Source organism: Lentzea tibetensis (genome assembly GCF_007845675.1).
GTDB classification, from domain to species: Bacteria; Actinomycetota; Actinomycetes; order Mycobacteriales; family Pseudonocardiaceae; genus Lentzea; species Lentzea tibetensis.
On the sequence record NZ_VOBR01000028.1, the window covers coordinates 69,000 to 88,853 of the forward strand.

The 19,854-nt window shown below is 70.3% G+C and carries 20 protein-coding genes; 11 read left to right on the forward strand and 9 right to left on the reverse strand.

Annotated elements, in window-relative coordinates:
• Nucleotides 1-35 precede the first annotated feature (35 nt).
• Entirely contained in the window at nucleotides 36-608 is a 573-nt protein-coding gene (locus FKR81_RS33635; protein WP_146358264.1) for a TetR/AcrR family transcriptional regulator, read from the forward strand.
• A 56-nt stretch (nucleotides 609-664) separates the two neighbouring features.
• On the opposite strand, the gene FKR81_RS33640 is transcribed toward FKR81_RS33635, so the two are convergent.
• A complete protein-coding gene (locus FKR81_RS33640; RefSeq protein WP_146358265.1) occupies nucleotides 665-1,285 on the reverse strand; it encodes a TetR/AcrR family transcriptional regulator in 621 nt (206 codons plus the stop codon).
• A gap of 72 nt (nucleotides 1,286-1,357) precedes the next feature.
• On the opposite strand from FKR81_RS33640, the gene FKR81_RS33645 reads away from it, so the two are divergent.
• The 9 genes from FKR81_RS33645 (at nucleotide 1,358) to FKR81_RS33685 (ending at nucleotide 11,166) form a co-directional block, all read left to right on the forward strand.
• Nucleotides 1,358-2,080 carry a 3'(2'),5'-bisphosphate nucleotidase CysQ gene (locus FKR81_RS33645; protein ID WP_146358266.1) on the forward strand — a complete coding sequence of 241 codons (723 nt, stop codon included), beginning with the start codon at nucleotides 1,358-1,360 and terminating at the stop codon, nucleotides 2,078-2,080.
• A complete protein-coding gene (gene cysD / locus FKR81_RS33650) occupies nucleotides 2,077-2,976 on the forward strand; it encodes a sulfate adenylyltransferase subunit CysD (protein ID WP_146358267.1) in 900 nt (299 codons plus the stop codon). Before FKR81_RS33645 ends, cysD begins: the two co-directional genes overlap by 4 nt.
• Nucleotides 2,976-4,814, forward strand: coding sequence for an adenylyl-sulfate kinase (gene cysC, locus FKR81_RS33655; protein ID WP_146358268.1), 1,839 nt, complete (start codon nucleotides 2,976-2,978; stop codon nucleotides 4,812-4,814). The genes cysD and cysC overlap by 1 nt, the downstream gene beginning before the upstream one ends.
• A 56-nt stretch (nucleotides 4,815-4,870) precedes the next feature.
• The gene (locus FKR81_RS33660) at nucleotides 4,871-5,929 is read left to right on the forward strand and encodes a DUF1214 domain-containing protein (RefSeq protein ID WP_222598490.1); all 1,059 of its coding nucleotides are present in this window, start codon (nucleotides 4,871-4,873) and stop codon (nucleotides 5,927-5,929) included.
• On the forward strand, nucleotides 5,926-7,065 hold the full coding sequence (locus FKR81_RS33665; RefSeq protein ID WP_146358270.1) for a sulfotransferase family protein: 1,140 nt from the start codon (nucleotides 5,926-5,928) through the stop codon (nucleotides 7,063-7,065). Before FKR81_RS33660 ends, FKR81_RS33665 begins: the two co-directional genes overlap by 4 nt.
• Nucleotides 7,065-7,844 (forward strand): SDR family oxidoreductase, encoded by a 780-nt coding sequence (locus FKR81_RS33670; RefSeq protein WP_222598493.1) that lies wholly within the window; start codon nucleotides 7,065-7,067, stop codon nucleotides 7,842-7,844. The genes FKR81_RS33665 and FKR81_RS33670 overlap by 1 nt, the downstream gene beginning before the upstream one ends.
• Nucleotides 7,841-8,332 (forward strand): SRPBCC domain-containing protein, encoded by a 492-nt coding sequence (locus tag FKR81_RS33675; RefSeq protein WP_146358272.1) that lies wholly within the window; start codon nucleotides 7,841-7,843, stop codon nucleotides 8,330-8,332. Before FKR81_RS33670 ends, FKR81_RS33675 begins: the two co-directional genes overlap by 4 nt.
• 248 nt (nucleotides 8,333-8,580) lie before the next feature.
• On the forward strand, nucleotides 8,581-10,041 hold the full coding sequence (locus FKR81_RS33680) for a glycoside hydrolase family 28 protein (RefSeq protein ID WP_235921941.1): 1,461 nt from the start codon (nucleotides 8,581-8,583) through the stop codon (nucleotides 10,039-10,041).
• Between the two features lie 120 nt (nucleotides 10,042-10,161).
• Nucleotides 10,162-11,166: a glycoside hydrolase family 88/105 protein gene (locus FKR81_RS33685; protein ID WP_186763330.1), complete on the forward strand. Its 1,005-nt coding sequence runs from the start codon at nucleotides 10,162-10,164 to the stop codon at nucleotides 11,164-11,166.
• Here the strand turns inward: FKR81_RS33685 and FKR81_RS33690 are convergent.
• Together FKR81_RS33690 and FKR81_RS33695 are read right to left on the reverse strand one after the other, a co-directional pair.
• A complete protein-coding gene (locus tag FKR81_RS33690; protein ID WP_146358275.1) occupies nucleotides 11,163-12,020 on the reverse strand; it encodes an SDR family NAD(P)-dependent oxidoreductase in 858 nt (285 codons plus the stop codon). The genes FKR81_RS33685 and FKR81_RS33690 overlap by 4 nt on opposite strands.
• A complete protein-coding gene (locus tag FKR81_RS33695) occupies nucleotides 12,020-13,312 on the reverse strand; it encodes a cytochrome P450 (RefSeq protein ID WP_146358276.1) in 1,293 nt (430 codons plus the stop codon). Before FKR81_RS33695 ends, FKR81_RS33690 begins: the two co-directional genes overlap by 1 nt.
• A 140-nt stretch (nucleotides 13,313-13,452) precedes the next feature.
• Here FKR81_RS33695 and FKR81_RS33700 point away from each other — a divergent pair, with 140 nt between their 5' ends.
• Nucleotides 13,453-14,328: an NAD(+)/NADH kinase gene (locus tag FKR81_RS33700; protein WP_146358277.1), complete on the forward strand. Its 876-nt coding sequence runs from the start codon at nucleotides 13,453-13,455 to the stop codon at nucleotides 14,326-14,328.
• Here FKR81_RS33700 and FKR81_RS33705 read toward each other — a convergent pair.
• Genes FKR81_RS33705 through FKR81_RS33730 form a run of 6 tightly spaced genes read right to left on the reverse strand, consistent with a single transcriptional unit; the run spans nucleotide 14,250 to nucleotide 19,853 of the window.
• Nucleotides 14,250-15,506 carry a condensation domain-containing protein gene (locus FKR81_RS33705; protein WP_186763331.1) on the reverse strand — a complete coding sequence of 419 codons (1,257 nt, stop codon included), beginning with the start codon at nucleotides 15,504-15,506 and terminating at the stop codon, nucleotides 14,250-14,252. The genes FKR81_RS33700 and FKR81_RS33705 overlap by 79 nt on opposite strands.
• A complete protein-coding gene (locus FKR81_RS33710; RefSeq protein WP_146358279.1) occupies nucleotides 15,506-16,555 on the reverse strand; it encodes a hypothetical protein in 1,050 nt (349 codons plus the stop codon). The genes FKR81_RS33705 and FKR81_RS33710 overlap by 1 nt, the downstream gene beginning before the upstream one ends.
• The gene (locus FKR81_RS33715; RefSeq protein WP_146358280.1) at nucleotides 16,552-17,469 is read right to left on the reverse strand and encodes a phosphotransferase family protein; all 918 of its coding nucleotides are present in this window, start codon (nucleotides 17,467-17,469) and stop codon (nucleotides 16,552-16,554) included. The genes FKR81_RS33710 and FKR81_RS33715 overlap by 4 nt, the downstream gene beginning before the upstream one ends.
• Nucleotides 17,466-18,416, reverse strand: a complete 951-nt coding sequence (locus FKR81_RS33720; RefSeq protein WP_146358281.1) for a Gfo/Idh/MocA family protein — start codon at nucleotides 18,414-18,416, stop codon at nucleotides 17,466-17,468. The genes FKR81_RS33715 and FKR81_RS33720 overlap by 4 nt, the downstream gene beginning before the upstream one ends.
• Complete coding sequence (locus FKR81_RS33725) at nucleotides 18,406-19,596, reverse strand: hypothetical protein (protein ID WP_146358282.1); 1,191 nt, start codon at nucleotides 19,594-19,596, stop codon at nucleotides 18,406-18,408. Before FKR81_RS33725 ends, FKR81_RS33720 begins: the two co-directional genes overlap by 11 nt.
• Nucleotides 19,593-19,853 (reverse strand): acyl carrier protein, encoded by a 261-nt coding sequence (locus FKR81_RS33730; RefSeq protein ID WP_146358283.1) that lies wholly within the window; start codon nucleotides 19,851-19,853, stop codon nucleotides 19,593-19,595. Before FKR81_RS33730 ends, FKR81_RS33725 begins: the two co-directional genes overlap by 4 nt.
• Nucleotide 19,854: the final 1 nt, after the last annotated feature.

Below are 19,854 nucleotides of genomic sequence, written 5' to 3' on the forward strand. Positions count from 1 at the left end.
GACGCAACGTTGCGTCTTGCCTAGGGAGAACTCCGATGCACCACGGAAACCGTCACGGGCGCAGCGAGCAGGCCCGGCAGGCCGTGCTCCAGGCAGTCGACGGCCTGCTCGTCGAACGCGGGTTCGCCGGCGTGACCATGGAGGGCATCGCCGCACGCGCGGGCGTGGCCAAGCAGACCGTCTACCGCTGGTGGCCGTCCAAAGTGGACGTTCTGATGGACGCCTTCATCGACGACATGGAGCAGCACCTCACGCCACCCGACCACGGCGACCTCGGCCGCGACCTGCGTGCACACCTGGCCGACCTCGCCGAGTTCCTGACGACGTCCGACTCCGGCGCGGTGTTCCGCGCGCTCGCCGGGCAGGCGCAGCACGATCCCGCTGTCGCCGCCCGGCTGCGCACCGACTACCTGGGGCAGCAGCGCGCCAGGGACGAGCTGCCGCTGCGGCGCGCCACCGAGCGCGGCGAACTGCCCGCCGACATCGACCTCGAGTTCGCCGTCGACCAGCTCGTCGGGCCCGTCTACTACCGCGTCCTGGTCACCGGCGGGTCCGTGTCGCGCGGGTTCACCGACGAGCTGGTGGCTCGCTTCCTCGCGCAGCACTGATCCCGCAGACGCGAGGCCTCCTAGGCGCCTGACTGACATGTCGCGATTGCGCCTGGCTACGACTGCACGATGCCGCGCTCGATCGCCGCGGTGGCGAACTCGATCAGATGAGCAGGCCGGACGCGGTTGGTCCGCGATCCCTGGAGCAGCAGGTCGTCGGCGACGCCGATCAGCGAGTCCCACACCCAGTGCGGCAGGGCGGGATCGTCGATCAGGGTCTGACCGCAGGCTTGTGCGGTCTCAGTCAGCGTCCGCGCCAGTGCGTTGATCGTCTTGCGGTACACCTTCGCCGAACCTGCCGCGTCCTTGCCGCGGCGGCCGCCCGCGAGCACCTTGGCTTCCCACTGCGCGGCGGACCGGCCGAAACGCCGCCACAGCTCGGTGACCTGAGGCTCGATCTCGCGGAGCACACCGGCGATGCCGAGGCCGCGGTCCACGTCCGCGAGCGTGCGCTGGAGGTCGTCCAGCCGCCGGGTCATGAGCGCCGCGAACACGTCCTCCTTGCCGTCGAAGTACTGGTAGACGGTCCCCGAGCTGACGCCCGCGCCCACGGCGATCGCGCGCATGGTCAGCCCCGCGTACCCGGCCTGCTCGAGGATCAGCTCGGCGGACGCCAGGATGTCGCGCCGCCTGCCCTCCGCGTCGCCCCACGCCGTCGCCTGCTGCTCGGTGCTCACCGGCGCAGCTTACATTGAACAACGTTCAGAACCATATTGAACGTTGTTCGGTTTGGGCGCTACGGTGGCGGCATGACGGAGACCGATGGTGCTCTGGCGACTCGACTGGCCACCGAAGCGGGCCGGTTGCTGATGAAGGTTCGCGGATCGGGTGACGGCCCGGCGGGTGACCAGGCGGCGCAGGTTTTCCTGGCGGCGCAACTGAATGCTCACCGTGCCGACGACGCGGTGCTGTCCGAGGAGGCGCCCGACGACCCGCGCAGGCTGGCGGCCGAGCGGGTGTGGATCATCGATCCGCTCGACGGCACCAGGGAGTTCGCCGAACGCGGTCGCGTCGACTGGGCGGTGCACGTGGCGCTGTGGCAGCGCGGAGTGCTCACCGCCGGAGCTGTGGCGTTGCCCGCGCTGGGCCGCACCTTCGACGCCGAGGCACCGGAACAGGTGTCACCGCGGGGCAAGGTCAGACTCGTGGTCAGCCGCACCCGGCCACCGGCGTTCGCCGAGCGGCTCGCCGCCGCGGTGCACGGTGAGCTGGTGCCGATGGGCAGTGCCGGGGCCAAGGCGATGGCGGTGGTCCGCGGCACGGCGGACGCCTACGTGCACGCGGGCGGGATGTACGAGTGGGACTCGGCGGCGCCGGTGGCCGTGGCGCGAGCGGCCGGGTTGCACACCTCCCGGATCGACGGGAGCCCGCTGGTCTACAACCGGCCCGATCCGTGGTTGCCCGACCTGCTGATCTGCCGGCCGGAGCTCGCCAGGGTGCTGCTCGCCGAGCTCGAGGGGGTGGCCGCGTGAGCCTCGACCACCTCGACCGGCTCGAGGCGGACAGCATCGACATCTTCCGCGAGGCGGTCGCGGAGAGCGAGCGACCGGTGCTGCTGTACTCGATCGGCAAGGACAGCTCGGTGCTGCTCCACCTGGCGCGCAAGGCGTTCTACCCGTCGCGGCCGCCATTTCCGCTGCTGCACGTGGACACCACGTGGAAGTTCCGGGAGATGATCGCGTTCCGGGACGAGACGGTAGCGCGGCTCGGGCTGGAGCTGATCGTGCACCGCAACCCCGAGTGCGTGGCGCTGGGCATCAACCCGTTCGAGCACGGGTCCGCGCGGCACACCGACCTGTGGAAGACCCAGGGACTGCGCCAGGCGCTGGACAAGCACCGGTTCGACCTGGCCTTCGGCGGCGCGCGGCGCGACGAGGAGGCCTCCCGCGCCAAGGAACGGGTGTTCTCGTTCCGCACCGCGCAGCACCGCTGGGACCCGAAGAACCAGCGCCCTGAGCTGTGGCGGCTCTACAACACGAGGGTCGCGCCCGGCGAGAGCATCCGGGTGTTCCCGCTGTCGAACTGGACCGAGCTGGACGTCTGGCGCTACGTCGAGCGCGAGCGGATTCCCGTGGTGCCGCTGTACTTCGCCGCACCACGCCCGGTGGTCGACCGCGACGGCACGCTGATCATGGTCGACGACGAGCGCATGCCGTTGCGCGACGGCGAAAGGCCGACGAACGAGCTGGTCCGGTTCCGCACGCTGGGGTGCTACCCGCTGACGGGCGCGGTGCGCAGCGCCGCCGCCACGGTCCCCGACATCGTCGAGGAGATGGTCGTCGCGACCACCTCCGAGCGGCAGGGCCGGGTGATCGACCACGACCAGAGCGGGTCGATGGAGCGCAAGAAGCAGGAGGGGTACTTCTGATGGCCGAACTGCTTCGCTTCATCACCTGCGGCAGCGTGGACGACGGCAAGAGCACGCTGATCGGCAGGCTGCTCTACGAGTCGAAGCTGCTCTACGCCGACCACCTCGCCGCGCTGGCCGCCGACTCGAAACGCGTCGGCACCCGCGGTGACGACCTGGACTTCGCGCTGCTGGTGGACGGCCTGGCCGCGGAACGCGAGCAGGGCATCACCATCGATGTCGCTTACCGGTTCTTCGCCACCGAGGCACGCCGGTTCATCGTCGCGGACACCCCTGGGCACGAGCAGTACACCCGCAACATGGTCACCGGCGCGTCAACGGCGGACGCCGCGGTGATCCTGCTCGACGCGCGCCGCGGCATGCTCAGCCAGACCCGCAGGCACGCGCACCTGGTGTCGTTGCTGGGAATCCGGCACGTCGCGCTCGCCGTGAACAAGCTCGACCTGGTCGACTACTCGCCCGAGGTGTTCGCGTCGATCTGCGCCGAGTTCCGCGCCTTCGCCGCCGAGCTGGACTTCGACGAGGTGACCTGCGTGCCGATGTCCGCGGTCGACGGCGCCAACGTGGTCGCCCACAGCGAGCTGACCCCGTGGTACGACGGGAAGACGCTGCTGCAGTGGCTGGAGTCGGTCGAGGTCGGCGATAATGCGACCGACGGTCCGTGCCGGTTCCTGGTGCAGTGGGTCAACCGGCCGGACGCAGATTTCCGGGGCTTCTCCGGACGGGTGCTGCGCGGCACGCTGCGCCAGGGCGACAAGATCCGCGTGCTCCCAGGCGACCGGATGTCCACTGTGGACCGCATCGTCACCATGGATGGCGACCGCACCGACGCGCCGACCGGGTCGTCGGTGACCGTGGTGCTCGCCGACGAGGTGGACGTGAGCCGCGGCGACGTGCTGGCGATGGCGGACGACCCGCCCGGCGCGGCGGACGCGTTCCAGGCGCACCTGGTCTGGCTGAACGAGGCCGACCTGCTCCCCGGCAGGCCCTACCTGGCCAAGATCGGTGCCCGCACGGTCGGTTTCACCGCCGACCTGCCGAAGTACCGCATCGAGATCGACTCACGACGGCGCGCACCCGCGAAGGTGCTGCGGCTCAACGAGATCGGCGTCGCCAACGTGCACTTCGACGCGCCCGTGCCGTACGAGAGCTACCGCGACAGCAGGGACCTCGGCTCGTTCGTGGTGCTCGACCGGCTGACCAACGCCACCGTCGGGGCCGGCATGATCGACTTCGCGTTGCGCCGCTCGGCGAACGTGCGCTGGCAACAGGTGACCGTGGACAAACATGCGCGCGCCGAGCGCAACGGGCACCGGCCGTGCGTCGTCTGGCTCACCGGACTGTCCGGCGCGGGCAAGTCCACCATCGCCGACCTGGTGGAGAAGGCGCTGCACGCCGACGGCAGGCACACCTTCCTGCTGGACGGCGACAACGTGCGCCACGGCCTGAACAAGGACCTCGGGTTCACCGACGCGGACCGGGTGGAGAACATCCGCCGCATCGCCGAGGTCGCCGCGTTGATGGCCGACGCCGGACTGATCGTGCTGGTCTCCTTCATCTCGCCGTTCCGGGCCGAGCGGGCACTGGCCAGGGACCTCGTCGCCGACGGCGAGTTCTGCGAGGTGTACGTCGACACCCCTCTTTCCGTCGCTGAGCAGCGCGACCCGAAAGGCCTGTACGCCAAGGCGAGGCGCGGCGAGCTGGCCAACTTCACCGGCATCGACTCCCCCTACGAGCCACCCGAGAACCCCGAGCTGCGGGTGGACACCACGACGCTGAGCCCGGAGCGTGCGGCGGGCGCCGTGGTCACCAAACTTCGCGAGCTCGGCGTCTATTGAACGTTGTCCGGAATCCGGTATGTTCAACTAGAACACGTTCTAACTTGGAGGTCGGCGTGCCGGATCAGGCGTGGTCGCGGTTCTGCCAGGCGCTGGAACAGGCCGGCCAGGTGATCCTGTCCGAGAAGGCACCGGACACTCCACTGGATCGCGCGGAGGGCTTCCGCTACCTCTCCCGGCTGACCCGCGAGATGCTCTACTCCTGCGTGGACAACGCCGATCCGGACTTCCCCCGGTTCCACGAGCTCGACCTGGTCAAGATCGGCGCGGACAACCCGGACAACGTCTACCTGTCGGCGAACATCCGCGGCGACCGCACGTATCGGATCACCGGAACCCGCGGCAGCATCGCGTACTTCAGCATCGGCTCCAAGGCCAACCGCTACGCCAAGGACGGCACGATGGCGTCCACCGGCGAGCTGTCCGACACCGACCTGGTCGTCGCGCCGGACGGCACGGTGGAGATCATCGCGAGCGCGGAGGAGCAGAGCGGCAACTGGCTGCCGCTCGCCCCGGACTCGACCGGTCTGGTGGTGCGCCAGACGTTCCTGGACCGCGAGACGGAGACTCCCGGTGAGTGGCACATCGAGCAGATCGGCGGTCCCGCCGAGCCCGCGCCGGTCACCCCTGAGTTCCTGGCCAAGGCGCTGCAACGGGCGGCGCTGTCGGTGCACGGCACCGCGGCCACCTTCGCGCACTGGACCGGAACGTTCATGACGAGGCCGAACGAGCTGCCGGACTTCGGGCAGGACATGTTCCAGCGCGCGGGCGGCGACCCGGAGATCTTCTACCTGCACGGGTACTGGTCGCTGGCACCGGGCGAGGCGTGGGTGATCGAGACCGACGTGCCGGACTGCCCGTACTGGAACTTCCAGCTGGACAACTGGTGGATGGAGTCGCTCGACCACCGCCGGAAGATCACCGTCAACAAGCACACCGCGGCACTCGACGCGGACGGCAGGCTGACCATCGTGGTCGCCGAGCGCGACCCCGGCGTCGGCAACTGGATCGACACCTGCGGGCACAGCTCCGGCACGGCGTTGTTGCGCTGGCTCGGCGCGGCGACCCATCCGATCCCGAAGTGCCGCGTCGTGGGGCTGGAGGACATCCGATGACGCTCGACGTCGACGACCTGCTCGGGAAGGCCGCGGCCAAGACCGGGCTCACCGAGTTCGGCGACGACTGGTTCCGCGAGCCGCTGGAGGTGCTCGTCGCGAGCCTGAACACCGAAGCGGACCTGTCGGCGTTCGGCCTGGAACTGACGAGGCGCAGGCTGATCGCGCTGCTGGAGAACCGGCTGCGGCTGCGTGCGCTGCAACGCGAGCACCCGGAGATGCTCGACCTCGACGTGCGGGTCGCGGCCGAGATCTGCGGCCTGCCCCGCACCGGCTCGACTCTGCTGCACCGGCTGCTGGCCAGCTCGCCCCAGGTCACCTCCACGCTGTCGTGGGAGGTCGCGTACCCGATCCCCTTCCCCGGCGAGGGCCAGGACGCAGCCGAGCGCAAGCGCCGCGCCCAGGAGCGGATGCGGATGCTGTCCGGGCTCCCTGCCGATTTCGGCGACATCCACACGGTGGTGTGGGACGGTCCGGAAGAGGACGTGATCCTGCTGGACCGGACGTTCGTGTCGATGAGCTTCGACACCTTCTACTGGGTGCCCGGCTACGGCGACTGGCTGCGCGCGGCCGACCAGAGCAAGGCTTACAACGAGCTGCGCCAGTGGCTGCAGGTGTTGCAGTGGCAGGACCCGTCGCGCGCGAACCGCCCGTGGGTGCTGAAGTCGCCGCACCACCTGACCGCGGCGGACACCGTGCTGGACACCTTCGGCGACTGCAAGATCGTCATGACGCACCGCTCGCCGGTGAACGCGGTCCCCTCGTTCGCCTCGATGGTGCGAGCGATGTCCTCGCAGTACAGCGAAAGCATCGATCCAGTCCAGATCGGACAGTACTGGTCCCGCCGATTCGCCGCGACGCTGCGCGGATTCGGGGCGGCGCGCGCGGCACGCCCGGAGCGGTTCGTCGACGTGCAGTTCGCGGACACGGTCAGCTCGCCGATCGCGGTCGCCCGCCGGGTGCTCGGCGAGCTCGGCCTGCACCCGGACGCGGCCGACGACGCGGCGTTCGAGGCCTACCTGGAACGCAACCGCGCGGAACGGCACGGTTCGCATTCCTACGCACCGCAAGACTTCGGGCTGTCCGAAGAACAACTGACCCGTGACTTCGCGTTCTACACGGAGGCGTACCTGTGATGCTCACCGACGAGGTCGTGGTGATCACCGGAGTCGGCCCCGGCCTGGGCTCGAAGCTGGCCGTCCGCGCGGCCGCCGAGGGCGCGAAGGTCGTCATGGCCGCGCGATCCACCGACGTGATGACCCAGGTGGAGAAGGACGTCGCGGCAGCGGGCGGCGAGGCTGTCGGCGTCTCCTGCGACGTGCGCAGACCCGAGGACGTCGCCCGGCTCGTGCAGACCGCCGTCGACCGGTTCGGCACCATCACCGGCCTGGTCAACTCGGCGTTCGGACACCCCGGTTTCGCCGACCTGCTGGACACCCCGGAGAAGGCCATCCGCAGGTCGATGGACATCATCCTGCACGGCGCGCTGGGCGTCACCCGCGAAGTCGTGCCGCACATGAAGGCGGCGGGCCGAGGCTCGATCGTCAACGTCGGCACGATGGCCGTCCGCAAACCGCACCGCGGCGAGGGCGGGTACGCGGTGGCGAAGGCGGCCATGGCGGCCGCAACCCAGTACCTCGCACTGGAGCTCGGCGAGCACGGCATCCGCGCGAACCAGGCGGTCATGGGCTGGCTGGACGGACCGGGCGTGCGCTTCTACCTCCAGCTGACCGCCGACGCGCGCGGCGTCACCGAGCAGGACGTCTACGACGAGATCGCCGCGCACAACCCGCTCGGCCGGATCCCGACCGACGACGCGTGCGCGGGCGCGGTGCTGTTCCTGTTGTCCCGCAACGCCTCCGAGATCACCGGCGCGACGCTGGACGTCAACGGCGGGGAGTACATGCCGGGATGAGCCACGTCATCGAGTCCGTGATCGTCGAGATTCCCGTGCCCGCCCCGTTCGTCTGGGACGTGCTGATCGACTACGCCGGCTACCCGCACTGGAACCCCTACACGCTCAAGGTGGACACCACCCTGGCCGTCGGCGACCCCATCGACCTCACCTTGCCGCGGCCGGACGGCAGCGACGGCACCTTCATCAGCCGCGAGTACATCCGCGTCGTCGACCCGCCCCGGCTGCTGCGCTACGACACCGGTGACACGTTTCCCGGTCTGTCCGGCGTGCGCGACCAGTGGATCACCGCGCTCGGGGCGGACCGGTGCAGCTACCACACGTGCGAGACGTTCACCGGCAAGTACGCCGGCGCCGTCATGGCCGCGCAGGGGGCCTGGGTCAAGGCCGGATTCGACGCTGTCGCGCACGCACTGCGCGATCGCGCCACCGCGTTGTTCGCCGGCCGCCAGGCCACGATGTTGAGCTCACCAGAAGAAGGCCGGTGAGACGACGCTGGCACGGCGCCGTCCGGCACTGTTGAAGAGCCACCACCGGTCGACCACGACGGACACGCTGACCTCGACCGCGCCAACCCTCGCAAAACGGGCAAAACCGTTGCCATGCAACGGTTTTCATCCTTGACGACAGCATTCGAACGCTCCTAGCCTGACCGAACGGCCGCCGCCGCGAAAAGGTTTTCAGCCCCCGCTGGAGCCTCGCGAAGGGAGAACAGGCCGTGTTTCGCTCAACCTCAGTGGCCGCACTCGCCAGCCTCGCGGTAGTACTCGGCGGAGGCACAGCTGTTGCCGCGCCACCGGGAATCTTCCACGTCAGCAGCTTCGGCGCGGTCGCGGACGGCGTGACCAACGCGGCGCCGGCGATCAACGACGCCGTCACGGCCGCGCACGCGGCGGGCGGTGGCGTCGTCACGTTCGACGCCGGCAACTACCTGCTGGCAGGCACGGTCAAGCTGAAGAGCGACGTGACGATCGAACTCAAGGCCGGGTCGACGATCACCGGCTCCGCGGGCGGCTACGACCCGCCGGAGTCCAACCCGTACGACAAGTACCAGGACTACGGCCACAGCCACTTCCGCAACGCCATGTTCTTCGGCGACAAGGTCGACAACGTCAAGTTCATCGGCGCGGGCACGATCGACGGCGGCGGCCACCTGATCACCGGCAACCCGAAGAGCGGGCAGGCCGACAAGATCATCTCGATCACGCGGTGCACGAACTTCACGCTGAGCGGCATCAAACTGCGCCGCGGCGGGCACTTCGCGGCGCTGATCAACGGGTGCACCGGCGTGACGTCCGAGAGCCTGGTGATCGACACCGCCAGCGACCGCGACGGGTGGAACATCATCAGCACCCGCAACGTGAAGATCAACAACATCAAGGCGGCCGCGAACGACGACGCGCTCGCGTTCAAGAGCGACTACGCGCTCGGGCAGAAGCTGCCCAACGGCAACGTGACGGTCACCAACGCCCAGCTGTCAGCGGGGTGTTGCAACGCGTTGATGTTCGGCTCCGAGACGTGCGGTGACTTCACCGGGTACGACTTCTCGAACATCACGATCACCGGTGCGGGCAAGTCGGGGCTCGGCCTGGTGTCGATGGACGGAGCCGTCATCTCCGACGTGCACTACCGCGACATCAAGATGTCCGGCACCAAGTCGCCGATCATGATCAAGGTGGGCACGCGCAAGCGCTGCGGCAACAACCCCGGCGTCGGCAAGGTCCACCACATCACCTACGACAACATCACCGGCACCAGCGCGGGTTCGTTCAGCCCGACGATGTGGGGCGAGCCGGGCAGCATCTCGGACATCACGATGAACAACGTCAACCTGAACCTGCCCGGCGGCAGCGGCACGATGTCGACCAACCCGCCGTCGAACGACCCCAAGAACTACAACCCCAACAGCATCGGCACGCGTCCGGCGTTCGGCTGGTACCTGCACAACGTGACCAACCTGAAGTTCACCAACTCGTCGGTGAAGTTCGGCAAGGACGACGGCCGTCCCGCGGTGATCGTGAACAACGGCAGCAAGGTGACGTTCGACCACTTCACCGCGCAGCGCGGCGGCAAGAGCCCGTCGGACGTGCTGGTCCAGAACGTGTCCGGCTACTGCGTGCGCGACAGCGCCAACACCTCGGGTGGTGCGCTGCGGATCGGCAACAGCGGCTCCGCGGAAGGATGCGCGTCGAACTGATCCAAGGGTCGCCGTCGGATGGCCGGACCGGAACTCCGCCGAATGCTGGTCATCCGGCGTCTCTCCCTGTCCAATTGGCGGCGTCCTGGACGCCGCCAACGTCGACAGGTAGGAGACCTGATGGTGAGGCGGCGCACGTTCCTGCTCGGGGCTTCGGCCCTTCCACTGCTCGGGGCCGCCGCGGCGACCCCGCTCGACGTCGGCCGAGCCGCCGCGGACCACTGGATCCGCACGGCGAGTCTCGGCGACAACAACTGGCAGAACGCGACGCTGCACAGCGGTGTGATGGCGCTCTACGAGGCGACCAGCGCCACCAAGTACCGCGACTACACGCTCAGCTGGGCGAACAAGCACGACTTCAAGCTGAGGACGTCGTCGAGCAACCCGCACTTCGCGGACTACCAGGCGGCCGGGCAGGCGTACCTCGACCTGTACGAGGACAAGCGCGAGCCGCAGCGGATCGCCGCGCTGGTCAAGGAGATCGACGCGACGGTCGCGTCCGGGCGCGTCGACTACTGGTGGTGGGTGGACGCGCTGCACATGGCGATGCCGATCTTCGCCCGGCTCGGCAAGGCCGACTACGGCGACAAGCTGTACCGCTGGACGCGCACCCGGTTGTGGGACAACGGACTGTGGTGGCGGGACAAGAAGTACGTGGGCCGCAACGTCTACTGGTCGCGCGGCAACGGCTGGGCCATCGCGGCGCTCGCGAAGACGCTCGACGCGCTGCCCGCATCCTCGCCGTTCCGCGCCGGATACGTCGCCGACTTCCGGGCGATGGCGGCGTCGCTGGCTCGGGTGCAGCGCTCCGACGGGTTCTGGAACGTCAACCTGGGTGACCCGAAGGACCACCCAGGACCGGAGACGAGCGGCACCGCGTTCTTCACCTACGGACTGGCCTGGGGCGTCCGCGCCGGTGTGCTGGACGCGAGCGTCTACCGGCCGATCGCACTGCGCGGGTGGGACGGCATGGTGTCCGCGGCACTGCACTCGACCGGCAAGGTCGGGTACGTGCAGGGACAGGGCCAGCAGCCGTCCGACCACCAGCCGGTCAAACGGGACGACACCGCCAACTTCGGCGTGGGCGCGTTCCTGCTGGCCTCCACCCAGGTGGCGCGGCTCTAACTCTGAGCGCGTTCCTCCTGACGCGCGCGCAGCGCGGCGCCAAGACGGGACATCACCGCGAAGTAGTGGGTCGGGGTGATCCGGGCGAGTGCGTCGAACACGTACGCGTCCGGTCCCACGAGTATCCGCGACTTCCCCCGCTCGACGCCGCGGTGGATGATCTCGGCCGCTTTGTCCGGTGTGGTCAGGGTGATGGCGTCGAAGTCCGCCGCCATGTCCTCGTGCGTCCGCCCGCGGCCCTCCGGGTCGTGGCGGATGCGCGCGTTGCGGATGATGTTCGTCCGGATGCCGCCCGGATGCACGGTCACCGCGCGCACGCCGGTGCCGAGCAGCTCCTGGCGCAGCGAGTCGGTGAAGCCGCGGATGGCGAACTTCGAGGCGCAGTAAGCACTCTGGTGCGGCATGCCGACCAGGCCGTACACGCTCGAGGTGTTCACGATCACGCCGTCGTCCTGCGCGGTGAGGATCGGCAGGAACGCGCGGGTCCCGTTGACCACGCCCCAGAAGTTGATCTCGAACAGCCAGGCGTCGTCCTCGGGCACGGCGTCCTGGACGGCCGAGGCCGTCGCGACGCCCGCGTTGTTGAACACCGCCGCCAGCGGTGCGGGCAGCCATTCGCGAACCTCGTCGGCGAACCGGTGCTGGTCGGCCGCGTCACGGACGTCCAGCACCCTGGTGAGCACCGGACCGCGCAACGACGCGGCGGTCTCGCTCAGGCCCGCCTCGTCCACGTCGGCCATGGCCACCGGGGATCCCAGGCCGGACAACCGTTGCGCCAGCGCGCGGCCGATGCCCGACGCGGCGCCGGTGATCATCACCGGGCGGCCTGCGATCCTGCGAGGTGGTCGGGGCATCAGTGCTCCTTGCCGTTGGGGGACTTCCGGTCGTGCACGATCGCCCGGCCACCGTGCGCCGGGGCGTTGGCGACGCCGCGCGAACGCCAGCGCTCGCCGGGTTCGCTCGTGGGCACCAGCGTGAGGTCGCGCAGCACGGTGCGGAGCACGACGTTCATCTCCATGGTCGCGAACGCGGCGCCGAGGCAGCGGCGCGTGCCACCGCCGAACGGGATCCACTGGTACAGGTCCGGTCGCGCGCCGAGGAACCGGGACGGATCGAACGCCCGCGCGTTCGGGAACACCGACTCGTCCTCGTGGATCAGGGAGATGCTGACCAGCACGATGTAGCCCTTCGGCACGGTCCACCGCCCGAGCTGGAAGCCGTCGGTCTTCACCTGCCGTCCCACGAGGTCGATGACCGGACGGGTGCGCTGCACCTCGAGGATCGTCGCGTCGCGCAACGCGCTGCCGCCCGCGTCGACCTCGTGCGCGAGCGCCGCCAGCACATCGGGGTGGCGGCGCAGCCGTTCGACGGCCCAGGCCAGCGTCGTCGCCGTGGTCTCGTGCCCGGCCGCGAGCAGCGTGAGCAACTGGTCCGCGATGTCGCCGGTGCTCATCGCCGACCCGTCGTCGTAACGGCTCTGCAGCATCAGCGTGAGCACGTCGTCGCCGCCCTCCGCCTTGCTGATCAACCGGGCGACGATCGCGTCGTACTCACGCCGCAGCGCGGCGAACCGGCCCCACGGCCCGCGCTCGCTCCTGGCCAGCGGCAGCACGGCCAGCCACGAGCCGAGCGAGATGAGCCGGGGCAGCAGGTCCCGCAGCTGCGCGAACTCCGCGCCCTCCGCGCCGAACACCGCGCGCAGGATGATGTTCAGCGTGATCCGGGTCATCGACGGCAGCGTGGCGAAGACCTGGCCGCGCGGCCACGTCGCGAGCTCGCGCTCCGTCTCGTCCTCGACGATCCGCTCGTACGCCGCCAGCCTGCGGCCGTGGAACGGCGGGGTGAGCAGCTTGCGCTGCCTGCGGTGCTCCTCCCCCACGAGCGAGAACAGCGAGCCGGGACCGAGCACGCGCCCGAGGTTCCGGTCGATCTTGTCCGTCGCGTCCGAGCCGGACAGGAACAGCTGCTTGATCTCGCCCGGATCGCTGATGACCAGTGCGCGGCCGAACGTCGGCAGGTTGACGGTGAACGCGTCCCCGTAGCGGTCGCGCATCCTCGGCATCCCGCGCCGCGGCACCGTCAGCGCGTAGGCGGCCTGCAGCAACCGCGGAGTGGCCGGGCCAGGAGGAAGCATCGCTGTCTTCATCGGGCCCCACCTTTCCGCGTCACCAGCACCGTGCCAAGACCGCGACTGGCCCCACCCTCACCCGGCACGGTTCGCCGAGACGGCCTCCCCCGTGCAGACTTGCCCCGTGACTGATCACACTGCCGTGAAGGCCCGCTGACATGCACGCGGTCGGCCTCGTGCTGCACCCCCGGCGCAACTCCGAAGCCGCGGTGACGGCCGTGCTCGACTGGGCGTCGAACCGCGGCACCGAGATCCTCGGCATCGGCAACGAGATCGAACGGCTCAACTGCGCCGCGACCGCGGTGACCGCCGCGGAGCTGGCCCGGCGGTCCGATCTGGTGGTCAGCCTCGGCGGCGACGGCACCATGCTGCGCGCGATGCGGCTGGCCGACGGGCAGGACGCCCCGGTGCTCGGCGTGAACCTGGGCAAGCTGGGCTTCCTGGCCGAGATCGACGTACCGGACCTCCCCGGCGCGCTCTCCGCCATCGACGGCCACGAGTTCCGCATCGAGCCCCGGCTCGCGGTGGACGCCGTGCTCGCCGGCCGCACGGTCACCGCGTTCAACGACGTGGCGGTGGTGCGGGTACCGGGCGACGGCACGGCGGCGGTCGCGGTGTGCGTCTCCGGGCAGCCGTTCGTCAGCTACGCGGCCGACGCGGTCATCGTCGCCACCCCGACCGGGTCGACGGCCTACAGCTTCTCCGCTGGCGGGCCGATCACCAGCCCGGCCGTCGAGGCGCTGCTCGTCACGCCCGCCGCGCCGCACTCCGCGTACAGCCGCGGCGTGGTCCTGTCCGTGCACGACGAGCTGACGCTGGACATCCTGCCGTCCAGCGGACGACTCGCCGTCGAGGTGGACGGGGAGGTCGCCGGCTACGTCGAGCCGGGCGACCGGATCGAGCTGCGGGCACGCCCCGGTGCCGCGCGCGTGATCCGGCTCGGGATGACGACGTTCTACCAGCGCGCCCGGCGCAAGCTCCGGCTCACCGACTCGGCGGAGCTGCCGCCGAGCTGGCCCGACCCCAGCTCCTGAACCCGCCCCGGCAGAGCGTCCAGGACGTCGTCCACCACGTGCCTCGCCCACCCGTTCCCGTTGCCGCTCATGTGCGTCACCAGCGCACCGTCGACCGCGCTGCGGAACCGCAGGCCGAGGTTCTCGGTGCGCACGCTGTCCGGTGGTCCAGCGGCGTCCACCACGGTCGCGGACACCGGTCCAAAAGAGACGGTGCCGGGCCGCAACTGGGGAACGAGCTCGACGAACGGCGGGAACCCGCCCGGCTGCGCGTAGTGGGGGTTCATCCGCATCGTCTCCCACCACGGGAACCGGGAGTACCGCTGCGCGCCGATGACGTGCTCGTTGACCAGCCGCAGGTCCGCGCACGCGTCGAGTGGCACGGCGAGGTTCACCGGTACCAGGCACGGCCCGATCATCGTGCGCCAGCGCGGGTGGTCGCGGCGCAGGAACACGGTGGCGAACGGCAGGTGGTCCCCCGCCGACACGTGGCCGGCCATCGCATCGGTCAGCAACGCCAGCAGCAAGGCGAACGGGCTGCTCCGCTGGGCACGGGCGCGCGACTCCAGCAGGGTCGCGTCCGGCAGCACCACGCGCCTCGAAGCGAACGGTTCGCTCGACTGCGCGGGTGAGGCGAACCGCACGTCACCCAGCGCCCGGCACCACCACGCCTGGGCTTCCGCGTAACCGGAGCGCATGAGATCCGCTTCGTACACGGCGAACTCGCCGTACTGGCCGGTCGGGGCGGCGGGTGCCGCGGCTCCGCACCGCGCCGAGTAGAGCGCCGCCAGGTCGTCCAGGACGCGCCACAACGTCGACGCGTCGCTCAGCAGGTGGTGCACGTGCAGCGAGAGAAGCCGCTCTCGCGGGGAGAACCGGAGCTTCAGCGGGGTGTGCGCCGATGACGAGACCGGGGTGTGCAGCCACTCGGCCGGGCCGAGGACGTCGTCGACCACCGAGAAGTCGGGTTCGACGACGTCCTCCACCACCTGCACCGGCCCGTCCAGGCGCGTGCGCAACAGCTCGTGCCTGGCCAGCAGATCCTCAGCCGCGGCGCGCAGCAGCTGGAGGTCTAGAGCACCGTCGAACCGCACCACCGCGTTCATCGTGAACCACGGGCCGGTGAGGAGCCCCGGCCTGCTCCGGTCCAGCCAGAGGACGGAACGCTGCAACAGCGATGCGGGCCACGTCCTGCCCATCAGGACTCCCCCGAGGTCAAGATCGAGCTGAGGTCGGGCACCGTCCGCGCGACGCCGAGCAACGCCTCGTGCAGCGACGCGAGCACGTCGGACGAACATCCCTGCGCGCGCCATGCGTCGAGCGTGATCCCGAAGCCGAGTCGTTGCCACAGCTCGGAGTTGCGCTGCTCGTGCGCGCCGAACGGTTCGAGGAACGCCAGCGGCGTCGCGGACCACAGCGAGTCCAGCAGCGTGCCACCGCCCGGTTTGCTCACCGCGGCCATCGACACCCGCATGAGGTCGAACGAGCTGTGGTGGCCGGTCCCGCGTGCGAAGGACGTGCGTGAACCGTGGCGCAGCCTGCCGAACGGCGGGTAGCCGTCGTCGATCCACGGGTGCCACGACGGGTCGATCAGGTGGTAGCGGACGCCGGGGTCGTCCAGCACGGCGTCGGACTCCTCGTGCGCGACGACGTCGAGTTCGAAGCCGGCGGTCAGCAGCTCGCTCGCGTGCGAGAGGTACGTGCCCATCCCCCAGCCACCACCGTGCAGCAGCAACGCGTGCGAGCGTTCTGACCACGGCACCGGTGGCTCGTGCGACACCGGGATCGTCAGCGGCAGCGTGCCCTGATCCGCGTCGGCCAGCCACACGCTCCCCGGTGGGCTCACGCCGCGGAAGGACGGCGATGCGGTCGAGTCCACGTGGCACACGTGCACCTGCACGTCATCGCGCGAGGACGCATAACGCTCCACAATGGACAACCAGTACCCGGAGAACACGACGAACCGCCGCGCGCCGCGCGCGGCCCACTCCGCGAACAACGAGTCCACCCGCGAGTCCGAAACCGCGTCACCGGGGTTCGAAGCGACCCGCTGGCCGACGAGCGCCGCCCGGAAGTCGCGGTGGAACGCGGCCTTCATCGCCCGTGTCGTGGCCAGCTTCTCCTCCGGCAGCAACCGTTCCAGCACGGTCACCCGCGCCGGAACCCCTCGCTCGCGGAGGCGGTCGGCGAGCAGCAGGCCGGGCACGTGCACGCCGAGCGCCACCCCCGAGGTGAGGATCTCGATCACCGTTCCAGCCGTTCGACGGCGTCCCGCAGGTGGGCGTGCACCAGCTGGTTCAGCGGCCCGCCCGTGGTGCCGCGCGGCGTCGCCTCGACGGTCATGATCAGGTACAGGTACGCGCGGTACAGGTCCAGCCGGATCCGCGCCGACGAGGTGAGATCCAGGTGGTAGCCGGCGAGGAAGTCCGCGTCGTCCTCGATCAACCCGAAGAGCCCCAGCGACGGCATGTCCGCCAGCGGATCGCCCCAGAACGACCGCTCGCCGTCGACGATCCCGGTGATGCGGTCACCGTCGACGAGCACGTTGCCCGGCCACAGGTCGAAGTGGACCAGCACCGGTTCCCGCACCTCGGCCAGCGTCTCGCGCGCCGCGGTCAGCACACCCCGCACGCGGTCGGCGGACACCGGCAGGTCGACGCCGTAGAAGGCCGCGTCGTCGAGCACCGCGGTCATCATGGACGTGAACGCCGTCGGCCAGTCCGGTGCCCGTTCTCCCTGCGGGTAGCCGAAAGCGGTACCGGTCACCCGGTGCAGCCGGGCCACGGTCGCACCGAGCTGCGAGCGAAGCGCGCCGCGGTGCGGTGCGAGCTGTTCCGCGTGCTCGAACCAGTTCACGCCGGGGCACTCGGTCATCAGCAACCAGTCCGACGGCACGATCTCCTTGGCGGTGTCCAGGTGCACCACCTCAGGCACCGGCAGGACGCCGGCCGCGGCGCGGTAGAACGCGGCCTCGGTCGACAACAGGTCGTGCTCGTACGACAGGCCTCCGGCCTTCGGCGCGACCTTGAGCACCCACCGGCGGTCGCCCGCCGCGACCCGGTAGGTGGAGTTGAAGGTGCCGCCGCCGATCTCGTGCACCTCGACGGGGCCGGGAACGCCAGCGGCGCGCAGCAGTTCGATCAGCTTCCAGGCGTCGGTCACCGGGCCTCCTCGGCGTTCTCGTGGATCTCGGCCATCAGCGCGATGCGCTCGGCGGCGTCGCCGAGGTCGGGACGTGCCCCACCGGACACGAGCGCGTGGAACCGGCGCAGCTGCTCGGTGTAGTAGGCCATCGCGGGGAAGGACTCGATCTCGGTGCGGCCGTCGGCCCACCGGACGGCCAGGTTGAGCGGCAGCGCTCCCGCGGTCGGGCGGAGGAAGTTCCGGACGCGGACGCTCGCGTGCTCGAACCAGTACTCGTGCTCCGCGACGTGCGTGGCGTCCCACGAGCATTCGAGCACCGCGGACACCTCGCCCGGCAGGTCCAGGCTCGCGGTGAACGCCACGTCGACGCCGCCGATGCTGGACTTCCTGCCGTTGCCGCGCGCACCACCCAGTCCGACGGTGGCCTGCACGGCCTGGAGCCAGTAGCAGGCGGCGTCGAGGAAGATGCCGCCGCCGAGCTCGGGACGCAGCCGGTAACCGCCTGCGGGAAGGCCGAACCGGATCCGCGTCCGCATCGCGCGCAACCGGCCCCACCGCGAGCCGGCCCGCACGGCCTCCTGCCACGGATGTCCCGCGGTGGGCAGGGCCTCCACCACGTGCACACCCGAGGCGGCCTCCGCCAGCGAAGCCACCTCGTCCGCGTTGAGACACAAGGGTTTCTCGACCAGCACGTGCTTGCCAGCCGACGCGGCGGCGACCGCCCAGCGGTGGTGGGCCGAGTTGTGCAGCGACACGTAGACGGTGTTCACCGCCGGGTCCTCGACCAGTGCTGCGTAGTCCTGGTGCACGTGCGGCACACCGTGCTTCTCCGCGAACACCCGCGCGCGATCGGGGTCGCTCGCCGCCACCGCGACCACACCGACGTCCGGGTTGTCGCGGCTCGGTGCGACGACGGCGCGTTCCGCGATGCCCGTCGCACCGATGAGCCCGACCTCAAGCCGCATGGATCGTTCCTCGCGGCAGCACGCCCGCACCCGCGAACGACGAGAGCACGAGGTCGCGCAGTCCCAGCACGTCGCGCGGCCGGCAGCGGAGCGCGCAGTGGACCCGTCCGGACGGCGATGCGACGACACCACCCCCGAGCACGACGCACCCCGCACCGGGTCCGCCCCGGTAGAGCAGGCCGTCGGAAGCGAGCGCCCGCACGAGGTCGGCCACGCCGGTTCCGGGTGGCACGCCGAGCTCGACCTGCCACAGGTGCGACCGCAGGTCACCGTCACCGAAGCGCCGGTCGAGCTCGAGCGACAGCCGGCCGAGCGAGTACCGCGCGTTGATCTCCAGCACGGGTACCAGCGTGTCGTCCGCGAGCAGCATCGCGTCGATCGACAGCGGTCCGAAGTAGCCGGCCTCCGCCACGCACTCGGCCACCGCGAGCACCGCCTGCCGCCAGCCCTGCTCCTCGGCCACCGCCATGAGCCCGTCGCTCAGCGGTCCCGAGCCCGCGTACCGGAAGCCGCGGTTGCGCACCACCTGCGCGCCGAGCCACCGCCAGGCACCGTCCTGGGTCACCTCACCGTGCGCCGACAGGTCGTGCCGCTTGGCGAACAGCGGCTGGACGACCAGCTCCACCCGCTTGCTCTGGCGGGCGAGAACCCGAGTGACCGCCCGCAGCACGCCCGGTGAGGAGACCTCGACCGACCCGCGCCCGGACACCCCGTACGGATCCTTGACCACCGCCGGACCGTCCAGGTCGGACACGAGCTGCTCCACCGCGGCCGCGGAGCGGGCGACGACCCCGGCACCCGGCAGCCCCAGTTCGACGACCAGCTCGTTCGACCACGTCTTGGAGTTGACCCGCGCGACGGCGTCCACCGCGGGCAACCGCGTCGTCGACAGCGCGGCGACCTCAGTGGTGACCGCGTACGGCACGATCTCCTTGTCGAGCAAGAACCCCACGTGAGAACCGGAGTGGTGGCGGAACCGCAGCCCCGCCTCGTCCCACGACTCCAGCAGCACCGGATCCAGCGGGTTGCGCGTGACCAGCGTGTCGTCCGGCGAGCAGAACCCGGCCAGCAGCTCGTCCATCGCGGAGACGTCGCCGGAGCCGGGTACGGCGGGCAGGTTCGCGAGATCAGCCGGCCGCCACGCGCGCTCGGCGTCGAACGATCCCAGCCAGTACCTCATCGGGCCACCGCGGCGCCGAGGCCGGAGAGCCAGGTGGCGAAGTGGCGGACCGACCGCACGTGGCTCAGGTCCAGCGACTCGTAGTCCAGATCGACGTCGAACACGTCCTCGACCCCGAGCAGGAACGAGATCATCTGCAACGAGTCGAGTCCGTACTCCTCGACGAGGTCGGCGTCGTCGCCGATCTCGTCGGCGGTGGTGCCGTTCGCCAGCACCCCGGCGAGCACGGTCCTGATCTTCCGATGGACGGCGTCCACG